Raw genomic sequence first — 25,788 nt, forward strand, 5'->3', positions numbered from 1 at the left:
CAAAAGTCGGACAGTAGACAACCGGCCGCATAGTCCTAAGCTGGCCGAGTGTTTATTGGGAGCACTAGACGCTTAAGGCTCTTTTTTGGTTTCTGAATTTAGGCTGCGATCGCGACTTCTGACAAGCTTCCTTGGAGAGGAGTCAGCCAGGTGATCAAATTTTCCACCTGTTGATCGGCGCTCTGCAGTCCCAAACCTCGTACCGTCACTCGCCCAGCCGCATAGACAAATCGCCCTTGCAGATTGCTAGGAAGCTTTTCGTGAAGCCGCTTCCAAGCGGGGGCTTCCATCGGCGTCTCCAGAATGACGTGCTGTTTCGACTCGGTTCGAGTGCGCGCAAAGCCAAGGGATTTAGCGACTTGTTTAAGTTCCATCACCCGCAGCAGTTGCTGCGCTGAGGCGGGCAGTGAGCCGTAGCGATCGCTCCAATCCGCAGCAATTTGCAGCAGATCTGCCGGTGTTTGCGCCGAAGCCACAGCGCGATAGGCGCTCATCTTGGCATCGATGTCGGGGATGTAATCAGCCGGAATGAAGGCCGTCAGGCTGAGGTCGATCTGGGTGTCATCGACCTGGGGAATATCCTGACCGCGAATTTCTTGGAGGGATTCCTGCAGCATCTCCATATAGAGGTCAAAGCCGATCGCTTCCATCTGTCCCGACTGTTCCACGCCGAGCAGATTACCGACGCCCCGAATTTCCAAGTCGCGCATGGCAAGTTGATAGCCGGAACCGAGTTGCGTGAACTCCTGAATCGCTCGCAGTCGCTGCCGTGCCTGATCGGACAGCACCGTCTCGCCAGGGTAGAACAACCACGCATGGGCTTGGATCCCAGCCCGCCCGACACGCCCCCGCAACTGATAGAGCTGCGACAGGCCAAAGCGCTGGGCGTCCTCAATCAAGATTGTGTTGACGCGGGGAATATCCAAGCCGGACTCGATGATTGTGGTGCAGATCATCACATCAGCTTCGTTGTTGTTGAAGGCCAGCATGGTTGCCTCTAGTTCGCCTTCCGGCATCTGACCGTGGGCGACAGCAATGCGTAAGCTCGGCAGCATTTCCTGCAACCGCGTCGCGATCGCTTCAATCCCCTCCACGCGAGGCACGACATAAAAGACCTGGCCACCGCGATCAATTTCTTGCGAAATCGCTGTTCGCACTGCCTCCAAGTCGTAGGGCATCAGGTGCGTCTTAATTGGGCGACGGGAAGGCGGCGGCGTGGTGATCAAACTCATTTCCCGCACGCCGGAAAGCGCCATATACAAAGTGCGGGGAATCGGTGTGGCACTCAGGGTTAGGACATCGACTTGGGTTTTGAGCGCCTTGATTTTTTCCTTCTGGTTGACCCCAAAGCGCTGCTCTTCATCGACGACTAGCAAGCCGAGATCACGGAATTGCGTACCTTTGCTCAGTAGCTGTTGGGTACCAACCACCACATCCAGTTCGCCAGTCGCCAGCCGTTGCTGAATGTTTTGGCGCTCACTGGCCGTCCGAAATCGGTTGAGCAAACCGATCTGAATCGGGTAGGGTGCGAAGCGTTCCTTGAGGGTGTGGTAATGCTGCTGGGTCAGAATCGTGGTTGGGGCCAATAGAGCAACCTGTTTACCCGCCGTCACCGCCTTGAAGATGGCGCGAACGGCCACCTCTGTTTTGCCAAAACCAACGTCGCCGCAGACCAAGCGATCCATGGGTTGCGGACTTTCCATATCGCGCTTAACTGCTTCGACAGCCTTGAGTTGATCGGCGGTGGGTTGGTAGGGAAAGGACTCTTCCAGCTCCTGCTGCCAAGGCTGATCCGGTGGGTAGGCGTGGCCCTCTTGCTGCGATCGCTGGGCGTAGAGCTTGAGCAGATCGACGGCGACCTTACGGACGGCTTTGCGGGCCTTGGCCTTGGTTTTCTCCCAAGCCTTGCTAGTCATGCTGCTCAGCTCGGGACGTTCACCGCCCATACCGCGATAGCGACTGAGGCTACCCATCTGATCGGCAGCCACCCGCAGCAGGCCATCGGCATACTGCAGTACCAGATACTCGCGCATTTCGCCACTGAGGCTGAGGCTTTCTAGTTTGACGAAGCGCCCAATGCCGTGACTGCGATGCACCACGTAGTCGCCGGGTTTGAGGCGATCGCGATCGACTTGTTTGGAGGCCGCCCGCCGCCGCTTGCGCACGTAGGTTGGTGAGGCGAGGACGTGCTGACCAAAGCACTCGCGATCGGTGATTAAGGTCAGCCGAAACGTCGGCAGACTGAAACCTTCTAGCTCCGCTAACCCCGAATGCTTGAGGGCGATCGGGACACGCTTTTCACTGAGGCGATCGATCGCGGGATAGTCGCGGGGATTTGGAATAAATTGCGACGGACAGTCGTGCTCCTGCAGCAGCGCCACCATCCGCGAGGGTTGAGCTGAGACGAGCCAAATGCTGTGACGATCGCGTTCAGTCCGAATGAAGTCCGCCAGCTTGCCAAATTGGTGGGGCAGAACGGGGAGCGATCGCGCCGCTAAATCCAGTACCGGCAACTCGCTGTCACTGCTGCTATTGAGTTGTGAAAGTTCAATGCGCTGGAAGCAACGGATTTCTTCCCAAGCAGCTTGAAAGTCGCGGTGGATGGCGGGCCAAACCTGTGCTTGTTCCTGCCAGTGATCCTGAACGTGCTCAATCCAGCGATCGCTGTGGGCGCGACACTGCAACGGTTCATCGATCGCGATCACGGTGCCCGCTGGTAAATAGTCCAGCAGGGAAGCCGATCGCTCAAAGGCTACGCCCAAAAAGCGGCGCATTCCTTCCGGTGGCTGCCCTTCCTGCCAGGCTTCCTGTTCCGCTTCCGTCAGCCAGTCATCGAGGGAGCGATCGGCGAGCGCCGCTGCGATGACTGAGGCGTAGCTGGTGGGGGTTAAGCGTAGGACCTCAATTTCATCGAGCGATCGCTGGGTTGCGGGATCAAACTCCCGTAGTCGCTCCAGCTCATCGCCAAATAATTCCAGCCGCACCGGCAGCTCGGCCGAGACGGGGAAAAGGTCGATAATGTCGCCGCGCCGACTCCACTGCCCCTCCGTCTCAACGGTATCGACGCGCTCGTAGCCAAACTGCGCGAAGCGATCGGCCAGCTCACCGAGGTTGACCTCCTGTCCGCGCTGCAGGGTTTGGCAAAAGGGGCGCAAGGCTTCGACAGGCGGCAAATGGGGTTGTAGCGATCGCTCGGTCGCCACGATCGCTACTGGCTGACTCTGTTCCAGCAGATCGGCAAGGACTTGCAACTGCCCCCAAACCAGCTCTGATTCGGGATCAAAGGCTTCGTAGGGCGAGGATTCTGAGGTCGGGTAAAAATGCAGCGTCGGCCAGCCCATGCCTTCCAGCTGCGCAGCCCAGCGACCGGCTTCTTCGAGGGTGGCGCAAATCACCAGTAGCGATCGCGACTGGGCTTGGACAAGGGCTGAGGTCACCAACCCCTGCGCTAAGCGACCGGCTCCAATCAGCCGCAGGCCCGATTGCTTCTCTAACTTCGTCAGCAGGTCTTGGCTGAGGGGCGATCGCGCCAAGGTGCGAATCAGTGCTGAAAAAGTCATGGATAGATGACCGGTGCGTCAGAGATGAAGTCAAAGAAGAATTTGTCGATCCATTGTGCCGTTTGGGCGATCGCTGGAAATCAACCCGTAGGCGCATGACTGCCCGCTAAGTTGCGAAAGCGCGTAAATTGCGGCTCGAATAGCAGCTTGACGGTTCCGACTGGTCCATTCCGATGTTTGGCGACAATAATTTCCGTGATCCCGCGATCGGGCGTATCGGGATTGTAGTACTCATCCCGATAAATCATCATTACTAAATCAGCATCTTGCTCAATCGAGCCACTTTCCCGCAAGTCGGACATCATCGGTCGTTTGTTCGTCCGTGATTCCACACCCCGACTGAGCTGTGAGAGGGCAATCACGGGTACATTTAATTCACGAGCTAAACCTTTGAGCGATCGCGTAATTTTAGAAATTTCCTGAACCCGATTATCACTGGAGCTACCTTCCATCAGCTGCAAATAGTCAATCAAAATGAGCCCCAGTTGCCCACCCTGCTCAGACATCAATCGTCGAGCTTTCGATCGCATTTCTGAGACAGTCAACCCCGGCGTGTCATCAATAAAAACAGGCAATTGGGAAAGCTGCATAATGCCTTTACCCAGCATCTCCCACTCGTGATCGCCAATCCGGCCCGATCGCAGGCGGCTACTCTCAATCCCAATCTCCATTGACAACAGGCGGTAGATCAGCTGCTCTTTTGACATCTCCAAACTGAACACACAAACAGGCAGTTTGTGAGCAACCGTAATGTTGCGAGCAATATTGAGAACGATACTGGTTTTACCCATGGCGGGACGACCCGCAACAATGATCAAATCCGATCGCTGAAAGCCTTGGGTCATGGCATCCAGATCGTAGTAATTACAGGAGATACCCGAGAGTGCAGTTCCCATGGAACGGCTCTCAATTTCTGCAAAGGTGCTGGTAAGAATCTCGGCTGCTGGCAACAAGCCCATGGTTGGGCGTTCTTGAGTAATCCCAAAGACTTTTTGTTCAGCCTGATCGAGCACTGCTTCTAGCGGTTTAGTCGTGTCATAGCCCAGTTGAATGACGGAATTACCGGCTTGAATCAGTTGCCGCCGCAGAAACTTATCGATGACTAACTGAGCGTATTGCTCGACGTTAGCCGTCGTCACTACGCGATCGACCAGCTTCGCCAGCCGAGATTGACCGCCGACCTTGTCGAGCTGACCGGCATCTTGGAGGGAGGTGGTCAGACTGGTCAGATCGGTCGGCTGGCCTTGGCTATGCAGCTGGACAGCAGCGCGATAGATGTCGCGGTGGTTGGAGTTGTAAAAGGCTTCGGGTGAGAGTACATCGGCAATCCGCCCGATCGCCTCGGGATCGAGCAGGATACTCCCGAGAATCGCTTCCTCAGCTTCGACGTTTTGGGGCGGCTCATGGCGATCGGGAAGGATGTCGAAGCGAAGTTCCTGCACCATGGACGGTCTCAGCAGACGAGTTTATCGATCGTGACATACTCCCACCTCACAGCAGCGGAATCGGTCGCCGCAAGCACCTCGCTCACTGCCGATCGCCCTAGCTCAGAGGAGTCGACCTCCCAATCCTGCGATCGCAGTCCCTGAGAGAGGGCGATCTAACTGCCTGGGCTTCTGACATCCTTCGGTCCGCCAGAGTCTGTGTCTGAAGCCGAATGGGTCACAATTGAAGGGTCGCCCTCAATTCTGGATGTGCTCGTGAGTCAGACTGAAACAGCCTTTTCGCTGGATGTGGCGACGCTGTTTCCGTTCGAGCTAGATGATTTCCAGAAAGAGGCGATCGCGGCACTGGATCAAGGGCGATCCGTCGTCGTTTGTGCTCCCACCGGTTCTGGCAAAACGCTGATCGGTGAATATGCAATCTACCGAGCGCTGGCTCGGGGCAAACGCGTTTTTTACACCACGCCGCTCAAAGCCCTCTCCAATCAAAAGCTGCGGGACTTTCGTGAACAATTCGGCAGCGATCGCGTTGGACTGCTGACGGGCGATACTTCGATCGCGCGGGATGCGCCGATTGTGGTCATGACGACCGAGATCTTCCGCAACATGCTCTACGGCACGCGGATTGGTGAGGTCGGCACCTCGATGATTGATGTCGAGACAGTAGTGCTGGATGAATGCCACTACATGAACGACCAGCAGCGTGGCACCGTCTGGGAAGAGTCGATCATCTACTGTCCGCCGACCGTGCAATTAGTGGCGCTGTCCGCAACGGTCGCCAATGGCGGTCAACTGACCGATTGGATCGACCAAGTTCACGGTCCGACTGACTTAATCTATTCGGACTATCGGCCGATTCCCCTTGCCTTCAGCTTCTGCGGCAACAACGGCTTGTTCCCATTGCTGGATGAGACAGGCAAATCTATTCATCCATCCTTCAAGGTGCGGCGCAAGACCAAGGGCGCCAAGCACGATCGTAAAGGGCGGGAAATTCCTGAGATTCCCTCCCTCGGCTTTGTAGTGGGTCAGCTGCAACAGCGGCAGATGCTGCCGGCGATCTACTTCATCTTCAGCCGGCGGGGTTGCGATAAAGCCGTGCGTGATCTCGGGCCAATCTCCCTAGTCAACGCCGACGAAGCCGCCCGACTCAAGCAGCGGGTCAACGCTTTTCTGGCCCAAAGTCCCGAAGCGGCGCGATCGGGCCACGTTGAGCCACTCTTGCGCGGCATTGCCTCCCACCATGCCGGGGTGTTGCCAGCCTGGAAAGGCTTGATTGAAGAGCTCTTTCAGGAAGGCCTAGTCAAGGTTGTTTTCGCCACCGAAACCCTAGCGGCAGGCATCAACATGCCAGCACGGACGACGGTGATTGCTAGCCTCTCAAAGCGAACCGATAGCGGCCATCGGCTGCTGTTGCCCTCTGAGTTCCTGCAGATGTCGGGTCGGGCTGGTCGGCGCGGCTTGGATGATCAGGGCTACGTCGTCACGGTTCAGTCTCGTTTTGAGGGATCCCAGGAAGCCGCTCACCTCGCAACCGTGGGACCCGATCCGCTGGTCAGCCAGTTCACGCCCAGCTACGGCATGGTCTTGAACCTGTTGCAAAAGCACAGCCTCGAAGAAGCGAAGGAGTTGGTCGAGCGCAGTTTTGGTCGCTACCTCGCTACTCTCTCGCTCAAGCCAGAGCAGGAGAAAATTGCCGCGATCGCTGCTGAGCGCGATCGCCTCCAAGCAGAGCTGGCGGATGTTGATTTTGCGACTCTTGCTGAGTACGACAAACTCTACGGTCGCCTCAAGGAAGAAAAGCGGCTGCTCAAAATCCTGCACGAGCAAGCGGAAGAGGTCGTCCATCGCGATTTAGCTATGGCTCTCTCCTTTGCTGTGGCGGGCACCATCCTCAGCCTCAAGGGTCGCCATGTGCCGGTGCCCGAGCCGCTGCCTGCTGTGCTAATTGCTAAGATTCCTGGCTCAGGCCAGTTCCCTTGGTTGCTCTGCTTGGGTATGGACAACCGCTGGGTTGTTGCGACGACCTCGGATGTCGTCGGGTTGCATGCTGAACTTGCCCGCATCAGCGCTGTTGATTTCCTTCATCCACCGGCACAGCTGCACAAACCGGGTCAGCATCACAAGGGTGATGAAGCAACAGCTTGGATTGCTGAAAAGTTGTGGGAATTGAGCCAACGGCATCACCTCGCCCTCGCGGGCAGTGATCTGGCTGAAGAGGTGGTGCAGCAGGCGGAGCAAGTCGAAGCGGTCAATACGCTTTTGATCAACCATCCAGTGCATTGCTGGCAGAACCGCAAGCGCCTGCATAAACGCCAGCAACAGTTGCAAGCGCTGGAGGATGAAATCGGCGATCGCCGGGCTCGCCTCGAAAAATTGGGGCAGCGCCACTGGCAGGAGTTCCTCAGCTTGATGAGTATCTTGGAAAACTTCTCCTGCTTAGAAGACCTGAAACCAACGGAAATGGGTCAGAACGTTGCGGCTCTCCGAGGCGACAACGAGCTCTGGTTGGGCCTTGTCCTCATGAGTGGAGAACTCGACGGTTTGACACCCGCTGAATTTGCCGCTGCTAGTGAAGCCTTGGTCACGGAAGTTTCACGGCCCGACCTTTGGACGCGTTTTGATGTGCCGCCTGCTGTGGAAGATGCCCTGATGGGGGTGCGCGGTCTACGGCGTCAGCTGCAGCAACAGCAAAGTCGCCGCAATGTCTTTACACCGATTTGGCTCGAACTCGATCTAACCGGTCTGGTCAAAGCCTGGGCAGAAGGCATGGAGTGGAATGAACTCTGTGCGGCTACCAGCCTTGATGAGGGCGATATTGTGCGCGTGCTGCGCCGCACGATCGATTTCCTCGCTCAAATTCCCCACATGCCCTACCTACAAGGGGGTGTGAAAAATACTGCCAGTACCGCTCTCGGCTTAATTAACCGCTTCCCCGTGAAGGATATGGAAGATGAAGCCTGAATAGTCGTGGGTTGAGCCAACTCACTCACCGCTAGGAACAGGGCTGACAGCGAGGACAAAAGTGACTCGATCGCCCAGCCAGTTTGAGTTTTTGAATCGGAGTCCCGCAAGTGCGACAAGGTTGATCCTTGCGGCCATAGACCCACGCTTGACCGCCATAGTTACCGTTCACACCCGTTAGATCGCGGAAGTCACTAAAGGTCGTGCCGCCTGCTCCGATACTGGCCGTGAGGACCTCAACGATCGCTTCCCGCAGTTTTTCCGCCTGGATCTTGGTTAGGCGATCGCTTGGTGTGGTCGGATGAATACCGGTGCGAAACAAACTTTCATCGGCATAAATGTTGCCAATACCCGCCACCAAGGACTGATCGAGGAGCGCCGTTTTGATGGGGCGTTGGCTCCGCCGCAGGCGATCGCGCAGATAGCGGGCGGTGAATTCCGGTGCAAACGGTTCTGGCCCCAGTTTGCTCAAGCCCGTAATCACGGATTCCACAGGGCGATCGGGCGGTACCCACCACATCTGGCCAAAGCTGCGGATATCAATAAATCGCAACTCGCGATCGCCCTCAAACCGCAGCCGCACCCGCGTATGTTTGGTCAGCGGCGTTGCCGGCTCTGTCCAGAAAAACTGCCCTGTCATCCGCAGATGCACGCCCCAAGTTCCTGCAGGCTCTCCCTCACGACTGAGGTCAGCTAACAAATATTTGCCACGGCGTCGCCATTCCTGAATTTGGGTCTGCTGCAGCGCCACGAGGAACAGTTCGGGCGTGGGTGTCGCGATCGTACGAGAGAGTAAGACTTCGCCACCTGTGCAAACGCGTTGCAGGGTTTGTTGAGTCAGTCCACGGCGGACAGTTTCGACTTCGGGCAGTTCAGGCAAAGTGGAGAGCGATCGCGACCGAAGCAGTATACGGCGAGAAATTCAGCCACAAAAAACGGCCACAGTGATGTAGCCGTTTCAGGAACCTCTTGTGAAGACAGAAGCAGTCTATTTTTTGGCGGCTGCTGCAACCACTTGTAATTCTGCTTCGGCAAAGTTGTTGGTGTTGACACCGCCATCCGAGCCGCTGAAGCCGTTGTAGTTCACTTTCTCGAAGCGGACGACCACGGGATACTTGATGCCGCTTTGGTCGACCGAAGCCACCGTGCCGACTTCGTTGAACCAGTAGGACTCTGGGCGGAGGATCCGAACCTTATCACCACGCGCGATGGCCATAACTGATGCTTCCTCGATGAGCTTCTGCGATGTCTCAAAAGGCTGGAATCAGCTTGCAGACATCGTTTCTAGACTACTACCGGTGTTCCAATTGCCGAGGCTTCTCGCCTTTAAGTTTTGTTTCTCTGGACGCTACAGCCCAGTGCGATAATGACCGCCTACCTCCGTGACCTTGGCTTATGACTGTCCTTGCTGCTCCGCCTGAAGCGTCCTTGGATCTCGAGCTTCCCGATCCCAGTGATGAGGCGCTCACCGAAGGCGACTTTCAGCAGCAGGTCGATCAGGCTTGGCTGGTCTGCGATCGCTTTGACTTGCAAACCGAGATTTGGCGCGGTCGCATCCTGCGCGTGGTGCGCGATCGCGAGAAACGGGGCGGAGAAGGGCGCGGCATGGGCTTTTTGAACTGGCTCAAGGATCGCGAGATCACCAAAAGTCGGGCCTATGCCCTGATTGAGTTGGCCAACAGTGCGGATGCCTTGGTGGATGAAGGCATTTTGGAAACAGATACCCTCTCGCGCTTCAGCAAACGGGCCTTTGTCGAAACCTCCCAATCCGCCCCAGAAGTACAGCAGCTGATTGGCGATGCGGCTCGCAACGGCCAGCGGATCACGCGGCAGCAAGTGCGGCAACTGACGGATGAATGGACGGCAGTCAGCTCCGATTTACTGCCGGAACCCGTGCGCCAAAAAGCGGCTGAGAATCGGCTACCGGCCAAAGCGATCGCGCCATTTGTACGAGAGCTAGAGAAACTACCGGAAGTCCACCAAGCGCCACTGCAAGAAGAAGTCGCACTGCAGCCCGATCTCAACACCCTGAAAGAGATGACGGCGGCGGCTCGCTATCTGTCGCGCTACCTCGAAGCAGCCCAGCAAGTGCGGACGCTCAACAATACGACACTGGATTTGGAGCAGGCCCTGAACGAAGCCCAACGGCTCGATATTCTCAACCTCGTGTCCGATCTATTAAGCCAATCGGCACAACTTGAACAGGCGATCGCTAAGCTTTACACCAGTTGGCGGCGTGTCAGCAGCCTCAGCGATCGCCTCTATTTGGAAAGTGGCGCCAGCACACCCAATCTGCGATCGCTGCTCCAGCAGTTGCAAACCCTCTCCGGCACCTTGATCTGCCTGCCCCTCGGCGACATTCAAAGTGGGCGGGTGATTCAACTGCAAGTGGTGGATGACGGCGAGCCCGCTTAGACAGAGCGATCACAATCGCAGCAGGCAGTCTCGCTAGACTGGATCCAAGGGGTATGGCTGCCCATCTTGCTCCTGACCAGCGGAGTCAGAAAGCCAGCCAGCGAAGGAGGATCGGTGATGTCTGATTCCCTCAATCTGCCCGCTGAAAGTCTGGGTCAGTGCCTGCTGCAAGGCTTGCAAAAACAGGTCGATCACTATCTGCACTATCGTCGGGCCGTGCTGAGCGATCGCGATCCTGAGGATCTACACCAGTTGCGCGTCAGTCTGCGACGGCTGCGCAGCTTATTGGAGAACTACGACTTTGCTCTGAGTCTTCCAAAAGCCGTATCCCTGCGATCGCTCTCGACTTTAGGACGCCGCTGCGGTCGTGTCCGTGATCTGGATGTCCTACTGGAAGCCTTGCACGCCTTACCGAAGCCGGAGCGACCTCAAGAAGCACATCAGCTTCTCCAGCTCCAACGAAAATTGAAAAAACGCTGTGGGCAAGCTCGCCGTCAGCTTCAGCGTGAATTAAAGCGATCGCGCTACCAACACTGCATCTTGGCCCTGAGAAATTGGTTGGCTAAGCCCCGCTTTCAAGCAGCTGCCCACCTCGCGATCGCTGACCTATTGCCCGAGTTAGTTCTGCCCAGTTATGCCTGCCTCCATCTCCATCCGGCTTGGTGGATCGACAGGGTTGCCGTAGAGCGCTTGCGGCCCATCGATAATCGACAGCTGCACGACCTTCGCAAGACTGTGAAGCGTTTCCGCTATGGCGTAGAGGTTTTAGAATTTTCGCCAGAACTAGATTTTGAGCCCTTACTGCAGCGACTCAAACCCCTGCAAACAGCTTTAGGCAACTGGCAAGATCGCGCCACTTGGACGGCGTTACTAGCCCATCAGCAGGCGAACTGGCAGCAACGGATTCCGAGCCTGGCCGATCGCTGGCAGCAGGATAGCCAAGTTGCATGGCGGCAATGGTTGGAGCAGCAACAAACCCTGCGTGAACCCAGTACAGGCTTGCAGGTCACGGTCTACGACTGCTTGGGCTGGCGATCGCCTCAGTCGGGCCGGATCAGTGCCACCCCTTCGTGACCATCAACGGACTGGAAGTAGACTTCCACCCGCTCACTGCGCCGCGTCGGCACAACCTTGCCGACGAAATCGGGCTGGATCGGTAGTTCCCGATTGCCGCGATCGATCAGAACTGCGAGGCGGACGATCGCAGGGCGGCCGTAGTCATTCAAGGCATCCATGGCGGCGCGAATCGTTCGACCGGTGAAGATCACGTCATCGACCAGAACCACGGTGCAACCCGATAAGTCCTGGGGGATGCGGCTGCGCTCCGGTTGGCGAGCCCCGATGCGATCGAGGTCATCGCGATAGAAGGTGATGTCCAAACTGCCCCAGGCGATTGGCTGACCTTCGAGCTGGGCGATCGCTTGCGCCAGTCCTTCTGCCAGATAAACGCCTCGGGTATGAATCCCGATTAAGACTAGGCGATCGACCTGTCGGGCACTCTCAACAATCTGCGAAGCGAGACGATTGAGGGTGCGGCGCTGCTCGTCGGCAGACAGCAATTCGATTTGAGAAGGGCTCATGGCGATCGCCTGCAAGACAAGCTCATTATTAGGGGAGGATTGGCCCCACGTCGGTCAAGCAGACCTTAGCTCAGTTTGGATTTAGCGCGCGATCGCCCCCAGATGCCACGACTCGGACTAAACAGAAAGGCTGCCAGAAATGCCAAGAAACTGATCAGGGCGATCGCGGGTCCCGAGGGCAGGTTGAGATAGTAGCTGCCATACAGCCCCAGCCAAGCAGAGGCGACACCGATCACACTGCTGAGCACCAGCATCCAGTGCAGCTCTCGCACCAAAAGGTAGGCTGCTAGCGCCGGGCAGGAAATCAGGGCAATGATCAAAATGACGCCCACCGCCTGCATGCCTGCAATGATCGTCAAACTCATCGCCGTGACTAAGCCAAATTCCAGCCAGCGTACTGGCAAGCCGATCGCCGCTGCTCCCACCGGATCAAAGGAGTAGTAGAGCAAAGGACGATAGCAAAGCGCGATCGCCAGCAACACTCCCACGGCAATGCTGCCACTCCGCCAGAGATCCGTGGGACTGACGCTGAGGATGTCGCCAAACAGAAAGCCTTCCAGATTCAAGCGGCTACCGAGGATGGGAATTAGCAGCATTCCCAGGGCAAAAAAGCTCGCCAAAATTGCATTCATGGCCGCATCGGGTTTAACCACAGCCTGACTCTGAATCCAAGTCAGCAGGCCCGAGCTGAGCAATCCTGACAAGAAAGCGCCAATGCTAATGTCGAGGCCGATCGCTTGGGCAATCACCAAGCCCGGCAGCACCGCATGGGAGATCACATTCGCCAAAAAGCCAAGGCGCTGCACGATCAAGTAACTCCCGACCACCGGCCCAATCACGCCGGCGATCAAGCCCATCAGTAAGGCCCGCCGAAAAAAGTCGTAGGTCAGCGGTGCAGTCAGACTGTCAACAATCACGATCGCCTAGCAAGCAAAGCCCCATTGTCGATCAGGGGGAGCATCAGGCTGGCGCGCACCAAAGGTTTGCTGCAAGTTCTGCGGCGTCAGGGCTCGATCGGGAATGTCGTGGCAGATGATCCGCCGGTTCAGCAAGATCAGGCGATCGTAGCGCTGGAGGGCGTCGCCCCATTCATGGCTACAGACAATCAGGGTTTTTCCCTGCTGGGCAAACTGCTGGAATAGATTCTGCATCAGCCGCTCGGTCGGGTGATCGATGCCAGTAAAGGGCTCATTTAGCAGCAGCAGATCGGCTCCTTGGGCGATCGCCCGCGCCAAAAATACCCGCTGCTGCTGACCCCCAGACAGTTCCGCCAAGGGCCGGTGGCGTAGCTCAGTCAATTGAACTTGTTCGAGAGCCGCCGCGATCCGCGATCCTGTTTGGGGCGATCGCCCCCACCAAGAACGAACCTCAGCCCCCAGTCGCACCACTGTTTCCACGGTGATTGGATACTGCCAATCAATCTGCGATCGCTGGGGCACGTAGGCGATCGAACGCTGACCCCGCCGCAAGGGTCGACCGCGCCAGCGCACTTCTCCGGCATAGGGTGTCAGCAACCCCAGAATGGCGCGCACCAACGTACTTTTCCCAGCACCATTCGGCCCAATCAGAGCTAACTGCTCACCGGCCTGCACCTGTAGACAAATATCTTCTAAGACCCGCTGCTGGCGATAGCAAACGCTGAGGTGCTGGATCTCGAGCATAGGGAATGATAACGATTCTCAAGTTAATCTATCATCAACCTGCGGGTGTTCTGACCAAGTGATGATGAAGATTACGTTGGGTTCTGCTAAAGCACTGAGTCTGATCTGTGCGACAGCGCTGCTTTGGGGCTGTCAGCAGCCTGCTAGCCGCGATCGTAATCAGCCCAAGGTGGTGGCCACGACTGCCGTACTCTGCGACCTCGCGCAGCAAATTGGCAGCGACAGCATCGACCTCACCTGCTTGCTGCAACCTGATCAAGATCCCCACGTCTACACCCCCACACCTGAGGACCGGCGCGCAGTGGAAGAAGCGCAGCTGGTGCTCTACGGTGGCTACGACTATGAGCCATCCCTCATTCGCATTGTCCAGGCCACCCAGTCTGCGGCTCCCAAGCTGGCGGTCTACGAAGCTGCCGTGCCAACCCCTTTGTTGGGGGGAGCGCATGACCATGACCACGGCGAGAAAGCAGGCGACGATCACGGTCACGATCATGCAGAAGAGAAGACAGCAGCAGCCACTGCTGACGCCGATCAGACACCGGATCCCCACGTCTGGCACGATGCCCGCAATGGCATTGCGATCGCCCAAGTGGTCACCCAAGCCCTGAGTGAGCTCCAGCCCGCTGAAGCCAGCACCTATCAGCAACGGGAGCAAGCGATCGTGGCGGAACTCCAGCAAATTCAAGCCTGGATTCCCCAGCAAATTGCCACGATTCCCGCCAATCAACGGCGGCTGATTACCACTCACGATTCGTTTGGCTACTATGCCCGCGCCTATGGGCTGACAGAATCAGGGGCGATCGCTGGCCTCAGCACCCAAGAGCAACCGACACCGACGCGCCTGACGGAATTGGTCAATAGCCTGCGCGCTGCTCAAGTCCCGACTGTTTTCAGAGAGACCACTAGCAATCCCCAGTTGATTGGCACCGTCGCCCAGGAGGCCGGAGTACAGGTCTCTGCGCAACCGCTCTACGTGGAAGGCCCGGGTGGCGCTGATTCCCCCGCCCCCAGCTACCAGCAGATGCTGATCCACAACACCTGTGCGATCGCGACTGGCTTGGGCGGGCGTTGCCAACCGCCTCAGCGGCAGTCCTAGGCTTTCAGCGCTGAGTTCCCAAGGCTGCAGGCTGTTTTGGATGGGGCGGCGGTGCAGATTCGCTAGGATGAAGATTGAATTTTTCCGTTCAGCATGGCAGCCATATCGCAACCCGTCATCGTCATTGGAGCAGGGTTAGCGGGGACCGAAGCGGCTTGGCAGATTGCTGAAGCAGGTGTGCCGGTCATCCTCTACGAGATGCGGCCCCAGCGACAAAGTCCGGCGCACCACAGCGAATCTTTTGCAGAGCTGGTCTGCAGCAACTCTTTTGGAGCGATGGCCAGCGATCGCGCGGCAGGTTTGCTGCACGAAGAATTGCGGCGTCTGGGATCCTTAGTTTTCAGCAAAGCGAGCGAGCATCAAGTGCCGGCAGGCGGTGCGCTTGCAGTCGATCGCGCCTTATTTAGCGAAGATCTGACCCGCACTGTGGCGGATCATCCCTTGGTTGAGATTCGGCGGGAAGAATTGCGATCGCTGCCAACCGAGGGCATTGTTGTCCTCTGCACCGGCCCGCTCACCAGTCCCGATCTTGCAGAGGACCTGCAGCGGTTTACGGGACAGGACTATTGCAGCTTCTTTGATGCGGCCAGCCCAATCGTCACGGGCGAGTCGATTGATCAAGCGATCGCCTTCCGAGCCTCGCGCTACGACAAAGGCGAAGCCGCTTATCTCAACTGTCCCCTCAATCGCGATCAATATCTGGCTTTCCGCGAAGCTCTAGTCACGGCAGAGCAAGCCGAACTCAAGGATTTTGAACAGGAGTCAGCCAAATTCTTTGAAGGCTGCCTGCCGATCGAAGAATTGGCGCGGCGCGGTGAAGACACCATGCGCTACGGTCCGCTCAAACCCGTTGGCCTGTTTGATGCCCGTCTCGGCGATTGGCGCGATCCCGAAAATCGGAGTCGCCGTCCCTACGCGATTGTCCAGCTGCGGCAGGAAGATCGAGCCGGCAACCTTTGGAATTTAGTTGGGTTTCAGACCAATTTGCGCTGGGGCGAGCAAAAGCGCATCTTCCAGATGATTCCGGGGCTCAGCCAAGCAGAGTTTGTCCGGTTTGGGGTCATGCATCGCAATACCTTTGTCAATGCGCCGCAACTGCTCGATGCCAGTCTGCAATTCCGGCAGCGACCGACTCTCTTGGCTGCGGGGCAGTTGATTGGTACAGAAGGCTATAGCGCGGCGGTGGCGGGCGGCTGGTTGGCCGGAACCAACGCGGCGCGCTTAGCCCTTGGGCGATCGCCCCTAGTCTTACCCGACACGCTAGTCAGTGGCTCCCTGTTCCGCTTTATCAGTAGCGCTGAGCCTAAGTATTTCCAGCCGATGCCGCCTAACTTCGGTATCCTACCCAATCTGGAGCAGCCCCCTCGCAACAAGAAAGATCGTTACGCCGCGTACCGCGATCGCGCCCTTCAAGATTTACGGGACTGGCAGCAAACCCACGCGATCGGCAATTTGTCGCCAAGTACAGGTTTAGCTACAACGGCGATCGCGTAACCCAGAATCGGACTAGAACAGCTCTCGAGAATTAGCCCGCTCTAGCTGTTGGCCAGATTGGTGGGATGGCACCGCTCAATTCCTTTCCCGCGATCGCCAAGGGGTGTTGATAACCGCATGACTCGGGATCGCCATTAGGCTACCTTGTTCCCAAAGCCCCTCCACGTGAGAGCGATCATGGCCATCAAGGAGAATCCCACGCGGCCGAGCCGCAACCGTATTATCAGCTTCGTCCTGTTTGGTGTGGGTCTGTTCTTTTTGCTGATTGGGTTAATTCCCGGCGTGGGCAGTCCCCAAGTCTCTCGGGTGCCCTACAGCCTATTCATCGATCAGGTGAATGATGGCTTGGTTGCCCGGGCTTACATCACGCAGGAACAAATTCGCTACCAACTCAAGGATGTTGAGGGCGAAGCGGGTGATGTCCTCAGCACAACGCCCATCTTTGACTTGGAACTCCCTCAGCGTCTGGAACAAAAGGGGGTTGAGTTTGCTGCTGCCCCACCTCAGAAAGGAAATTTCTTTACCACTCTGCTCGGTTGGATCATTCCGCCCTTGATTTTCATTGGGGTGCTGCAATTCTTTGCAGCTCGGCAAGCCCGCAATGGCCCGCAAGGCGCGCTGTCTTTCACGAAGAGTCGCGCTAAGGTCTACGTCGAAGGTGATGATACCCGTACCACCTTCAGTGATGTGGCGGGCGTCGAAGAGGCGAAGGCCGAACTGCAAGAGATTGTTGACTTCCTCAAAACCCCTGAACGCTACCTCAACATTGGCGCTCGTATTCCAAAAGGGGTATTGCTGGTCGGGCCTCCGGGTACCGGTAAAACCCTGCTGGCGAAAGCCGTAGCCGGTGAAGCCCGCGTGCCGTTCTTCTCAATTTCTGGTTCGGAATTCGTCGAACTCTTTGTTGGCGCTGGGGCAGCTCGCGTCCGTGACCTGTTTGAACAAGCCAAGCAGAAGGCACCTTGTATCGTCTTCATCGATGAGTTGGATGCGATCGGGAAATCTCGTGCCAGCGGCAATTTCATGGGTGGCAACGATGAGCGGGAGCAAACCCTCAACCAGTTGCTGACCGAAATGGATGGGTTCTCGGCAGATGGCGCCACTGTCATTGTCCTTGCAGCCACCAACCGGCCAGAAACACTGGATCCGGCATTACTACGTCCGGGTCGCTTCGATCGCCAAGTCCTAGTCGATCGCCCTGATCTGGCGGGACGGAAGGCAATTTTGGACATTTATGGCCGCAAGGTCAAGCTGGATCCGGAAGTCGATTTACAAGCGATCGCGGTACGAACCTCAGGCTTTGCCGGTGCGGACCTTGCCAACCTCATCAATGAAGCTGCTCTACTGGCAGCGCGTAACGGTCGCACAGAAGTCGCGCAAGCTGATCTGAATGAAGCGATCGAGCGGGTGGTCGCGGGTCTGGAGAAGAAGAGCCGCGTCCTCAACGACAACGAAAAACGGATTGTTGCCTACCACGAAGTCGGCCACGCGATCGTGGGTGCCCTGATGCCCGGTGGCAGCAAAGTGGCCAAGATTTCGATCGTGCCGCGCGGTATGGCAGCTCTGGGTTACACCCTGCAACTGCCGACGGAAGATCGCTTCTTGCTCAGTGCCGAGGAACTCAAAGGCCAGATTGCCACGCTGCTAGGTGGGCGATCGGCGGAAGAGATCATCTTTGGCAGCATCACCACCGGCGCTTCCAATGACCTGCAGCGAGCCACAGACGTGGCGGAGCAGATGGTCACCACCTACGGCATGAGCCAAGTCTTGGGCCCGTTGGCCTTTGATAAAGGCGGCGGCAATAACTTCCTTGGCGGTGAGGGTATGAATCCTCGCCGGCGGGTCAGTGATGAGACGGCGAAGGCGATCGACGCAGAGGTCAAGCAACTCGTGGATGATGGTCACGATCAAGCCCTGGCAATTCTGAATCGCAATCGCGATCTACTCGAGGAAATTGCTCAGCGCATCTTGGATGTGGAAGTGATTGAAGGCGACGAGCTGCAATCCCTCCTCCAACGCGCTGAACTGCCCGAGTTGCAGCCAGCCTAAAGCCCAAGGTTACGTCAGAAATTTTGAAGCCCTCCTTTGCAGATAGCGAGGAGGGCTTTTGCGATCGCTTCCAGTCGTTGTCTTGATTGATCCTGAAACCTTAGTCGCGTTCTTTGATCGGCGGTTGCCAAGTGGAGGCGACGTAGAGTTCTTTGAGCTGGCGATCGCTGACATCAGCCGGCGCTTCGGTCAACAGACAGCGGGCTTGCTGCGTTTTCGGGAAGGCGATCGCATCACGGATCGATTCTTCGCCGGTCAGCAACATCACAAGGCGATCGAGACCGTAGGCGATGCCGCCGTGGGGTGGAGTACCAAAGTCGAAGGCTTCCAGTAGGAATCCAAATTTAGCTTGGGCTTCCTCGTGGGACAGGCCGATCGTTTCAAACACCCGTTCTTGAATGTCGCGTTGGTAAATCCGCAGACTACCGCCGCCAATTTCCAAGCCATTGAGGACGATGTCGTAGGCTTGGGCTCGCGCCGTTGTCAGGTCTTCTAGATCTTGAGGATTGGGGGCCGTGAAGGGGTGGTGTAGCGCTTCGTAGCGCTTCTCATCGGCATTCCACTCGACCATCGGGAAGTCCACGACCCAGAGCAAGTTGAGTGCCTCGGGATCGATCAATCCCAACTCTTTACCCAAGAATTGGCGGACGCGATCGAGGGACTTGTTGACGATGTCGGTGCTCCCTGCTCCAAATAGCAACAGCGTTCCGGGTTGTGCCTGAGTGCGACGGAGGATCTCAGCTTTCTGCTCATCACTGAGGTTGTCTTTGATCGCGCCAATCGTGTCGATCTCGCCGTTTTCACGGACGCGAATGTAGGCCAGACCGGCAGCACCGGCTTCCGTGGCTTCTTTGAAGATGTCGCCGCCGGGCTTGATCCGCACGTTGGAAATGCGATCGTTGCCATCGGGAATCGGCAGGATTTTGACCTTGCCGCCGGATTTGACTGCGCCACTGAAGACCTTGAAGCCCATGTCCGCAACGACATCGGAAACATCCACCAGCTTTAGGCCAAAGCGCGTGTCGGGGCGATCGCTGCCGTAGCGATCCATCGCCTCAGCGTAGGTCAAGCGCGGGAAGGGTCGCGGCAGCTCAATACCCTTCACTGTTTTGAAGATGTGAGCAATCAGCCGCTCGTTCAGGTCGATGATTTCTTCCTGGGAGAGGAAGCTCATTTCCATATCGAGCTGGGTAAATTCCGGCTGACGATCGGCGCGCAAATCTTCATCGCGGAAGCAGCGGGCAATTTGGTAGTAGCGATCGAACCCCGACACCATCAGCAGTTGCTTAAACAGCTGCGGTGATTGCGGCAGGGCAAACCATTCGCCCGGATTGACCCGCGAGGGCACCAAGTAATCCCGTGCGCCTTCCGGCGTCGACTTGGTCAGGACGGGTGTTTCAATCTCGATAAATTGTTCTTCATCTTCCAAGAAGCGGCGAATCGCCTTGACGACTTGGTGACGCAGCTGCAGATTGCGGTTCATGCGATCGCGGCGCAGATCCAAGTAGCGGTAGCGCAGCCGCAAATCTTCCCGCACCGTCTCTTCATCGGCGCTGGAAACTTGGAAGGGCAACTGACGGCGGACTGCGTTCAGAATTTCAATGCGATCAGCGTAGATTTCTACTTCGCCCGTTGGCAGCTTCGGGTTGAGGGATTCCGCCGGCCGACCGCTGACCCGTCCGGTGATTTTTACCACATACTCGTTGCGCAGGCCTTCGGCTTGGTGGTATGACTCCGGCGTCCGTTCTGGATCACTAACGATTTGCACCGTGCCTGTGCGATCGCGCAGATCGACAAAGATCACGCCACCATGATCCCGACGCCGATCGACCCAGCCATAGAGCGTGACGGAGGTGCCAACTTGCTCGGCACGAAGTTCGCCGCAGTAGTGAGTGCGCATGGAGACGGGGGCGAGCCTGAACAACAAACTCTCTATTATCTGTGAAGCGGTTCCGATCGCGTGCGATCGCGCCAGAATTCCTAGACTAAGGAGACAAGAGCGTCGCGCCCATTGCCAAGCGATCCAGCCCTGATCTACTGTCCTCAGAGTTGAGGATCTTTGCGTCGGCAGCCCCTTGAACGATCTGTTTCGCCTCTGGTCTCACCTCGCGCCACGCCGACGGCGGCAGCTAATTCTGTTGCAACTGCTGATTTTGGGTTCCAGTTTGGCGGAGCTAAGCAGTCTCGGGTCTATCCTGCCCTTTCTGACTGCTTTGGCCCAGCCCGAGCAATTACTGCAGTATCGCTGGCTCCAACCGATCGCCCAGCGCCTCAGCATCGATAGTCCCAGAGAACTGATCCCTTGGGTGACGGGGGTGTTTGTTGCGACCGTCATCATCAGTAATGGCCTACAGCTACTGACCCTAAACGTACGGGTGCGGCTAGCCTTCCGAATTGGCTCCGATCTCAGTCGAGCTGTGTTTCGCGGCATCCTTTACCAGCCCTATCCTTTCCATGTACGCCACAACAGCAGCAGCCTAATTGCGGAGATTACCCACGACGTCAATGGTGTGGTCTCCAGTGTGATTCAACCCCTGCTGCAACTCAATGCCAGTGTGGTGGTGATTGCAGCGTTGCTGACCGGGCTGTTACTCCTGACGCCTGAGTTGACGATTGCTGCAGCCTTAATTCTCGGTTCCACCTACAGTGCCGTCTATTGGCTCAATCGCCAACGCTTGCTCCGCTTTAGCCGCCTCAAATCTGAAAACTCGCGCCTTGTCCTCAAGATCCTGCAGGAGAGCTTGGGCGGTATCCGCGATGTTTTGCTGGATGGCAGTCAAGGTCTATTTGAGGATCTCTACCGCCGCTTCGACTACAACTATCGCCGCAGCCAAGAAGCTCGGATGCTGATTGCAGAGTCGCCGCGCTTCGTGATTACTGGGATCGCGATCGTCAGTATTGCCTTGATGGCCCAGATTTTAGCCAGCCAAGAACGGGGATTTGCTGAGGCCTTACCGATTTTGGGAGGTTTTGCCCTCGGCTCCTATCGGCTGCTGTCGCCCTTACAGCAGGGATTCGCCGCGATCGCCACGATCCGGTCCGATGCTATGGCCTTGAGTGCCGTGCTGACAGCCCTTGATCGCCCTTTACAGTCGTCCTCAACGGCAATCGCCCCGAGGCCCTTGACCCTAGAGCGATCGCTGCAATTTGAGTCTGTGCGTTTCCGCTATGGCGAGACAGGGCCTTGGATTCTCGATCAGCTCGACCTGACCATTCCGGCCTGTAGCACGGTGGCTTTTGTTGGCAGTACTGGCAGCGGCAAGAGCACCACCGCCGATTTAATTCTGGGATTGTTACAACCCGTTGAAGGCACGATTTGGATTGATGACCGCCCCCTGCAGTCCCCCGAGACGATTCGTGCTTGGCAACAGGCGATCGCCCATGTTCCTCAGTCGATTTTTCTGGCGGATGGCACGATCGCTGAGAACATTGCCTTTGGCATTCCTCCCAAACGGATTGATCGCGATCGCGTCAGGCAGGCTGCTGAGTGGGCACAGATTGCTGAGTTTATCGAGGCGCTACCGCGAGGCTACGACGAAGCGATCGGTGAGCGTGGGGTTCGACTGAGCGGCGGTCAGCGGCAACGGATTGGCATTGCCCGGGCTCTCTATCGCCGTGCCTCCGTTTTAGTACTGGATGAGGCTACAAGCGCCTTGGACAATGCGACTGAAAGTGCCGTCATGGCAGCGTTGCAAGAACTCAGCCGCAATCTCACCGTTATCTTGATTGCTCACCGCCTTTCGACAGTCGAGCGCTGCGATCGCATTTTTGAATTTTCTCAAGGCAAAGTGATCGCGAGCGGTACCTATGCGGAACTTCTGGAGCGATCGACCTCTTTCCAACGCTTAGCGCAGCACGATAGTGATTCTCTGGGATGAAGCGAGGATCAACGAACCAGCCATCCGTGACACATGGCAGGAATTAAGATTATTAGGACATGTGCGAGGAGAGAAGGATGCCGGCAGCCTACAGCAATGACCTGAGGGAGAAAGCGCTAGCAGCCGTCGCAGCAGGGGAGCGCAAAAGTCACGTCAGTCAGATATTCAACATCAGTCGCAACACCTTGGACCTGTGGATAAAACGCAAAGCTGAGACCGGCAGCGTCTCACCCCGTCGTTCTCGCCCCGGTCCTGCAGGAAAGATTAGAGACCTTGAAGCTTTTCGAACCTTTGTCGAGCAGCATGGTCATCTCACCCAAGAGCAAATGGCTGCACTCTGGCCAGAGCCCATCAGTAGTCAAACCTTGGGTCGTGCCTTGAAACGGATTGGGTTTACGCGCAAAAAAGAGTTACGGCTACCGCGAACGAGATGACCAGCAGAGAGAAGCGCTCATAGAAGCTAGCTCCAGCTATAGCGAAGCAGAGGGGGTCACCATCGATAAAGCCAGAGTGGATGACACCCAAGACTACCGATGGGGATAGACCGTCCAATTGTCCTAACCTGCTTGCAGCAAGGACATTGCATGGAGTGGAGCCTATCCATCTGCTTAAACCCCGACGACCGGCTGAGGGGCATCCAACTCCGGATCGGTGGTGGTTGATTCAGGGATTTGGATATCTGCCGCAATCCGCTGGCTTTCGGTCAACAGGTAGTCCAAGAAAGTGGCCGCGACGGTTGAGAGCTGCTTGCCTGCTGGATATACGGCGTGCCACTGACGATGGATGGGGAAACCTTCTACCTCAAACATCTTCAGCTCCGGCGTAGCTCCGGCTGAAGTCAGGGTGTGATAAGAGAGTACCGCTAGGCCCAAGCCACCTAAAATTGCCTGCTTGATCGCCTCATTGCTGCCGAGGTCAAGTTTGACGTTCAAATTGAGGTTATGAGCTGCAAACAGCTGTTCTGTCGCTTCGCGGGTGCCCGAACCACGTTCACGCAAGATGAAAGGCTCTTGCGCCAAACGCTCTAGGGAGATTCCCCGTTGGTTGGCCAGCGGGTGGGAGGCTGGCCCAACGACCACGAGGGGATTATCGAGAAATGGTTGCACAGTAATATCAAAGCCGCTCGGTGGACGGCTGAGTACGTAGAGATCATCAAGGTTGTCATTGATGCGATTGATCAAACCTTCGTGATTCGTCACTTTAAGGGAGACATTAATGCCGGGATAGCGCTGGCAAAAGGGTCCAATCAAGCGCGGGATAAAGTACTTGGCCGTGGTGATCACTGCTAGGCGCAGTTGACCTTGTTTCATGCCTTGCAGGTCCGCGATCGTCATGTCGAGCTGTTCCAATTGCTCAAACACCTGTCGCGTTGTTTTGTAGAGCTGACGCCCTGCCTCAGTCAGGTAAAGTCGCTTGCCGATTTGCTCGAACAGTGGCAAACCAACGGCCTTTGTCAGCTGCTTGACCTGAATGGAGACTGTTGGCTGAGTGAGATAGAGCTCCTCGGCTGCGCGCGTGAAGCTACTATGGCGAGCAGCGGCCTCAAACACTTTGAGTTGGTGCAGCGTTAGATTTTTCACAACTCAAATCACCATTCAATAGATTTAAGTCTATCTTTAATTCGTTGTTTTTAGAATTTTCTCTATATATCTACGACATAAGCAAAGTCGATGATTGGCGATCGCTGGAGGGTTGTAACGGAGCAATGCCTGCCTGATCGAGAATGGCTGGAATCAAGTCTTCTCTCCGCACCGCCATTAAGTGCACGCCTTGACAGAGTTGCTGCGCCCAACGAACCTGTTCAGCCGCGTTCGCAATCCCTTCCGCCAATGGATCCGCTGCCGCTGCGAGGCGATCGATGATCGTCTGGGGAATCTGCACCCCTGGCACATTGCGGTTGATAAACTCCGCATTCTTAGCGGACTTGAGTAGAAAAATACCGGCCAGTACTGGGCGACCGCTAGGCCGTGCAATCTGCTCCATGAAGCGATCGAGGCGATCGAAATCACAAATTAGCTGACTCTGGAAGAACTGCGCGCCAGCGTCTACCTTGCGCCAGAACCGGCGCTCTAGTCCGGACCAGCTCTTCAGTTGCGGATCGACAGCTGCACCCACAAACAGATCACTAGCGCCATCGGGCAAGGATTTCTCGTGGATATCCAGTCCGCTGTTCAGCTTTTGGATGAGCTGCAGCAAGCGGACAGACTCTAGCTCAAACACTGCCCGGGCTTCGGGACTGTCACCCGCCTTCACCGGATCGCCAGTCAACGCCAGAATGTTGTCCAGACCCAGCGCTTGTGCTCCCAACAAATCCGCTTGCAGGGCAATACGATTGCGATCGCGGCAGGCAAACTGGCAGATCGGTTCAATCCCCTGTTGACGCAGGAGCGCTGTGGCAGCCAAAGCAGACATGCGCATGACGGCCCGACTGCCATCGGTAATGTTGATGGCATGAACCCGCGATCGCAGCAATTCGGCATGAGCCAACATTCCGCTGGGATCGGCACCTTTGGGCGGCGCTACCTCAGCGGTGATTAAAAACTCACCGGCGGCGACCGCTTCCCGAAAACGACGCATGTTCATGCCACGGGCCGACTAAAACCAAGGGCATCTTGGACACGGCGCAATGTAGCATTTGCCACTTCACTGGCCCGTTCTCGGCCTTGCTTCAGCACACTATCCAGGTAGCCCGGCTCCGATCGCACTTCTTCGTATTTGGTCTGGATCGGACGCAGGGCTTCGATCGCCGCTTCTGCCAACAGCGGCTTGAATTGCCCCCAGCCCATGTCGGCACATTCTGCGGCAACAGTCTCGCGACTACGGCCACTCAGGATCGCGTAGAGGCTCAACAGGTTATTGCACTCGGGGCGATCGGGGTTGTCGAACTCCAGCCCACGCTGGGGATCGGTCTTACAACGCTTGACCTTCTTCTCAATCAACTCGGGCGGATCGAGCAAGTTGATCCGGCTTAGTTCAGTCGGATCGGACTTCGACATTTTCTTGGTGCCATCGGTCAGACTCATCACCCGCGCACCTGCCTTGGGAATCAATGGCTCCGGCAATTTAAAGATCGGGGTGTCATCACGACCGAACAGGTGATTGATGCGAACCGCAATGTCGCGGGTCAACTCCAAGTGTTGCTTTTGGTCTTCGCCCACCGGCACGCGATCGGCATCGTAGAGCAGAATATCTGCTGCCATCAGCACGGGGTAATCCAAGAGCCCCGTCGAGACGTTCTCACCCTGTTTCAGCGCTTTTTCTTTGAACTGGATCATCCCCTCTAGCCAGTTAAGTGGAGTGATGCAATTCAGGAGCCAAGTGAGCTCACTGTGTGCAGGCACATGAGACTGGACAAAAATGGTGGAGCAGCTCAGGTCAATCCCGCAGGCGAGATAGAGCGCCGCCGTCCGATAGGTGTTTTCGGCTAAGCTAGCGGCCTCATGCGGCACCGTGATCGCATGCAGATCAACCACACAGAAAAAGTTGTCGTACTGCTGTTGGCCTTCGACCCAATTGCGAATCGCCCCGAGATAGTTGCCGAGGTGCAAGTTGCCGGTCGGTTGAACGCCGGAAAGAACGCGGGGCTTCCCCATGGGGCAGGCAGAGTCCAAATGGCTACAAAGGACTATTGTGCCTGAGGATTTCACTGCAC

The 25,788-nt window shown here is 56.7% G+C and carries 19 protein-coding genes; 8 read left to right on the plus strand and 11 right to left on the minus strand.

Annotated elements, in window-relative coordinates; genetic code table 11:
• Positions 1-98: 98 nt before the first annotated feature.
• Positions 99-3,560, minus strand: a complete 3,462-nt coding sequence (gene mfd / locus SYC_RS01180) for a transcription-repair coupling factor (protein ID WP_011242541.1) — start codon at positions 3,558-3,560, stop codon at positions 99-101.
• 80 nt (positions 3,561-3,640) lie between these two features.
• Positions 3,641-5,005 (minus strand): replicative DNA helicase, encoded by a 1,365-nt coding sequence (dnaB, locus tag SYC_RS01185; RefSeq protein WP_011377985.1) that lies wholly within the window; start codon positions 5,003-5,005, stop codon positions 3,641-3,643.
• 198 nt (positions 5,006-5,203) lie between these two features.
• Between dnaB and SYC_RS01190 the strand changes: the two genes are divergently transcribed.
• On the plus strand, positions 5,204-7,963 hold the full coding sequence (locus SYC_RS01190; protein WP_011242543.1) for a DEAD/DEAH box helicase: 2,760 nt from the start codon (positions 5,204-5,206) through the stop codon (positions 7,961-7,963).
• Between the two features lie 31 nt (positions 7,964-7,994).
• Here SYC_RS01190 and SYC_RS01195 read toward each other — a convergent pair whose 3' ends face one another.
• Entirely contained in the window at positions 7,995-8,843 is an 849-nt protein-coding gene (locus SYC_RS01195; protein WP_011377983.1) for a DNA-formamidopyrimidine glycosylase, read from the minus strand.
• Positions 8,844-8,951: 108 nt separating this feature from the next.
• Positions 8,952-9,179: a photosystem I reaction center subunit IV gene (locus tag SYC_RS01200; RefSeq protein WP_011242545.1), complete on the minus strand. Its 228-nt coding sequence runs from the start codon at positions 9,177-9,179 to the stop codon at positions 8,952-8,954.
• 179 nt (positions 9,180-9,358) lie between these two features.
• On the opposite strand from SYC_RS01200, the gene SYC_RS01205 reads away from it, so the two are divergent.
• Together SYC_RS01205 and SYC_RS01210 are read left to right on the plus strand one after the other, a co-directional pair.
• A complete protein-coding gene (locus tag SYC_RS01205; RefSeq protein ID WP_011242546.1) occupies positions 9,359-10,378 on the plus strand; it encodes a hypothetical protein in 1,020 nt (339 codons plus the stop codon).
• Between the two features lie 117 nt (positions 10,379-10,495).
• Entirely contained in the window at positions 10,496-11,452 is a 957-nt protein-coding gene (locus SYC_RS01210) for a CHAD domain-containing protein (protein WP_011242547.1), read from the plus strand.
• Here the strand turns inward: SYC_RS01210 and pyrR are convergent.
• The 3 genes from pyrR to SYC_RS01225 form a co-directional block, all read right to left on the minus strand.
• Positions 11,419-11,958 (minus strand): bifunctional pyr operon transcriptional regulator/uracil phosphoribosyltransferase PyrR, encoded by a 540-nt coding sequence (gene pyrR / locus SYC_RS01215; RefSeq protein ID WP_011242548.1) that lies wholly within the window; start codon positions 11,956-11,958, stop codon positions 11,419-11,421. The two genes, SYC_RS01210 and pyrR, sit on opposite strands and share 34 nt — an antisense overlap.
• Positions 11,959-12,023: 65 nt before the next feature.
• Complete coding sequence (locus tag SYC_RS01220; protein ID WP_011242549.1) at positions 12,024-12,875, minus strand: metal ABC transporter permease; 852 nt, start codon at positions 12,873-12,875, stop codon at positions 12,024-12,026.
• A gap of 6 nt (positions 12,876-12,881) precedes the next feature.
• Positions 12,882-13,619, minus strand: coding sequence for a metal ABC transporter ATP-binding protein (locus SYC_RS01225; protein WP_011242550.1), 738 nt, complete (start codon positions 13,617-13,619; stop codon positions 12,882-12,884).
• 64 nt (positions 13,620-13,683) lie between these two features.
• On the opposite strand from SYC_RS01225, the gene SYC_RS01230 reads away from it, so the two are divergent.
• The 3 genes from SYC_RS01230 to ftsH4 all read left to right on the plus strand — a co-directional run bounded on the left by SYC_RS01230 (position 13,684) and on the right by ftsH4 (position 18,258).
• Complete coding sequence (locus SYC_RS01230) at positions 13,684-14,715, plus strand: metal ABC transporter solute-binding protein, Zn/Mn family (RefSeq protein WP_234701788.1); 1,032 nt, start codon at positions 13,684-13,686, stop codon at positions 14,713-14,715.
• Between the two features lie 93 nt (positions 14,716-14,808).
• Positions 14,809-16,209, plus strand: coding sequence for an FADH(2)-oxidizing methylenetetrahydrofolate--tRNA-(uracil(54)-C(5))-methyltransferase TrmFO (gene trmFO / locus SYC_RS01235; RefSeq protein ID WP_011242552.1), 1,401 nt, complete (start codon positions 14,809-14,811; stop codon positions 16,207-16,209).
• Between the two features lie 177 nt (positions 16,210-16,386).
• Positions 16,387-18,258: an ATP-dependent zinc metalloprotease FtsH gene (ftsH4, locus tag SYC_RS01240; protein WP_011377979.1), complete on the plus strand. Its 1,872-nt coding sequence runs from the start codon at positions 16,387-16,389 to the stop codon at positions 18,256-18,258.
• 100 nt (positions 18,259-18,358) lie between these two features.
• On the opposite strand, the gene aspS is transcribed toward ftsH4, so the two are convergent.
• Positions 18,359-20,158: an aspartate--tRNA ligase gene (gene aspS, locus SYC_RS01245; protein ID WP_011242554.1), complete on the minus strand. Its 1,800-nt coding sequence runs from the start codon at positions 20,156-20,158 to the stop codon at positions 18,359-18,361.
• A gap of 175 nt (positions 20,159-20,333) precedes the next feature.
• On the opposite strand from aspS, the gene SYC_RS01250 reads away from it, so the two are divergent.
• Together SYC_RS01250 and SYC_RS01255 are read left to right on the plus strand one after the other, a co-directional pair.
• Positions 20,334-22,136: an ABC transporter ATP-binding protein gene (locus tag SYC_RS01250; RefSeq protein WP_011377977.1), complete on the plus strand. Its 1,803-nt coding sequence runs from the start codon at positions 20,334-20,336 to the stop codon at positions 22,134-22,136.
• A 77-nt stretch (positions 22,137-22,213) separates the two neighbouring features.
• Positions 22,214-22,570 (plus strand): IS630 transposase-related protein, encoded by a 357-nt coding sequence (locus SYC_RS01255; protein WP_011377976.1) that lies wholly within the window; start codon positions 22,214-22,216, stop codon positions 22,568-22,570.
• Positions 22,571-22,744: 174 nt separating this feature from the next.
• Here the strand turns inward: SYC_RS01255 and cmpR are convergent, their stop codons facing one another.
• The 3 genes from cmpR to trpS all read right to left on the minus strand — a co-directional run bounded on the left by cmpR (position 22,745) and on the right by trpS (position 25,729).
• Entirely contained in the window at positions 22,745-23,716 is a 972-nt protein-coding gene (cmpR, locus tag SYC_RS01260) for an HTH-type transcriptional activator CmpR (protein ID WP_011242557.1), read from the minus strand.
• A gap of 70 nt (positions 23,717-23,786) precedes the next feature.
• Positions 23,787-24,719: a methylenetetrahydrofolate reductase gene (locus SYC_RS01265; RefSeq protein ID WP_011242558.1), complete on the minus strand. Its 933-nt coding sequence runs from the start codon at positions 24,717-24,719 to the stop codon at positions 23,787-23,789.
• Positions 24,716-25,729 (minus strand): tryptophan--tRNA ligase, encoded by a 1,014-nt coding sequence (gene trpS, locus SYC_RS01270; RefSeq protein WP_011242559.1) that lies wholly within the window; start codon positions 25,727-25,729, stop codon positions 24,716-24,718. The genes SYC_RS01265 and trpS overlap by 4 nt, the downstream gene beginning before the upstream one ends.
• Positions 25,730-25,788 lie beyond the last annotated feature (59 nt).

This window comes from Synechococcus elongatus PCC 6301 (assembly GCF_000010065.1).
Lineage (GTDB): Bacteria > Cyanobacteriota > Cyanobacteriia > Synechococcales > Synechococcaceae > Synechococcus > Synechococcus elongatus.

Excerpts from the sequence above, each read along its gene's own strand:
- mfd (WP_011242541.1), bottom strand. The coding sequence starts at position 3,560 with ATGACTTTTTCAGCACTGATTCGCACCTTGGCGCGATCGCCCCTCAGC.
- dnaB (WP_011377985.1), bottom strand. The coding sequence starts at position 5,005 with ATGGTGCAGGAACTTCGCTTCGACATCCTTCCCGATCGCCATGAGCCG.
- SYC_RS01200 (WP_011242545.1), bottom strand. The coding sequence starts at position 9,179 with ATGGCCATCGCGCGTGGTGATAAGGTTCGGATCCTCCGCCCAGAGTCC.
- SYC_RS01205 (WP_011242546.1), top strand. The coding sequence starts at position 9,359 with ATGACTGTCCTTGCTGCTCCGCCTGAAGCGTCCTTGGATCTCGAGCTT.
- SYC_RS01210 (WP_011242547.1), top strand. The coding sequence starts at position 10,496 with ATGTCTGATTCCCTCAATCTGCCCGCTGAAAGTCTGGGTCAGTGCCTG.
- pyrR (WP_011242548.1), bottom strand. The coding sequence starts at position 11,958 with ATGAGCCCTTCTCAAATCGAATTGCTGTCTGCCGACGAGCAGCGCCGC.
- SYC_RS01225 (WP_011242550.1), bottom strand. The coding sequence starts at position 13,619 with ATGCTCGAGATCCAGCACCTCAGCGTTTGCTATCGCCAGCAGCGGGTC.
- SYC_RS01230 (WP_234701788.1), top strand. The coding sequence starts at position 13,684 with ATGAAGATTACGTTGGGTTCTGCTAAAGCACTGAGTCTGATCTGTGCG.
- trmFO (WP_011242552.1), top strand. The coding sequence starts at position 14,809 with ATGGCAGCCATATCGCAACCCGTCATCGTCATTGGAGCAGGGTTAGCG.
- ftsH4 (WP_011377979.1), top strand. The coding sequence starts at position 16,387 with ATGGCCATCAAGGAGAATCCCACGCGGCCGAGCCGCAACCGTATTATC.
- aspS (WP_011242554.1), bottom strand. The coding sequence starts at position 20,158 with ATGCGCACTCACTACTGCGGCGAACTTCGTGCCGAGCAAGTTGGCACC.
- SYC_RS01255 (WP_011377976.1), top strand. The coding sequence starts at position 22,214 with ATGCCGGCAGCCTACAGCAATGACCTGAGGGAGAAAGCGCTAGCAGCC.
- SYC_RS01265 (WP_011242558.1), bottom strand. The coding sequence starts at position 24,719 with ATGAACATGCGTCGTTTTCGGGAAGCGGTCGCCGCCGGTGAGTTTTTA.
- trpS (WP_011242559.1), bottom strand. The coding sequence starts at position 25,729 with ATGGGGAAGCCCCGCGTTCTTTCCGGCGTTCAACCGACCGGCAACTTG.